Source organism: uncultured Cocleimonas sp., from assembly GCF_947495625.1.
Lineage (GTDB): Bacteria > Pseudomonadota > Gammaproteobacteria > Thiotrichales > Thiotrichaceae > Cocleimonas.
Map to the genome: position 1 here is coordinate 1 of NZ_CANLZW010000079.1, position 728 is coordinate 728.

The 728-nt window shown below is 51.6% G+C and carries 1 protein-coding gene; it reads left to right on the plus strand.

The features are described 5' to 3' along the window. A partial coding sequence (locus Q1A31_RS20915; RefSeq protein WP_299881760.1) for a Calx-beta domain-containing protein occupies window positions 1-728 on the plus strand: 728 nt, incomplete at both ends.

Here is a 728-nt window from a genome sequence, read left to right on the forward strand (position 1 = left end):
AACGCAAGTGATACAGGAACGGTAACGATTACGGATAACGACACACCAGCGATGACCGTAGGTGATGTGACGATCGCCGAAGACGGTGGTTCAGCGTCAGTACCGGTGAGCATAGCGAATGCAAGTTCAGTGGATACGGTAGTCTCAATTACAACAACAGATAACAGTGCTGAAGATCCGAACGACTACACAACGACTACAGTGACAGCCACGATTCCAGCCGGTCAAACGACGGTGAGTGTAAGCATCCCGGTGACTGACGATACCACGGGTGAGCCCACCGAAGACTTTACTGTCACGGGCACTGTTACGAGTGGCAACACCAGTAACGCAAGTGATACAGGAACGGTAACGATTACGGATAACGACACACCAGCGATGACCGTAGGTGATGTGACGATCGCCGAAGACGGTGGTTCAGCGTCAGTACCGGTGAGCATAGCGAATGCAAGTTCAGTGGATACGGTAGTCTCAATTACAACAACAGATAACAGTGCTGAAGATCCGAACGACTACACAACGACTACAGTGACAGCCACGATTCCAGCCGGTCAAACGACGGTGAGTGTAAGCATCCCGGTGACTGACGATACCACGGGTGAGCCAACCGAAGACTTCACCGTGACCGGTACAGTTACGAGTGGCAACACCAGTAACGCAAGTGATACAGGAACGGTAACGATTACGGATAACGACACACCAGCGATGACCGTAGGTGATGTGACGAT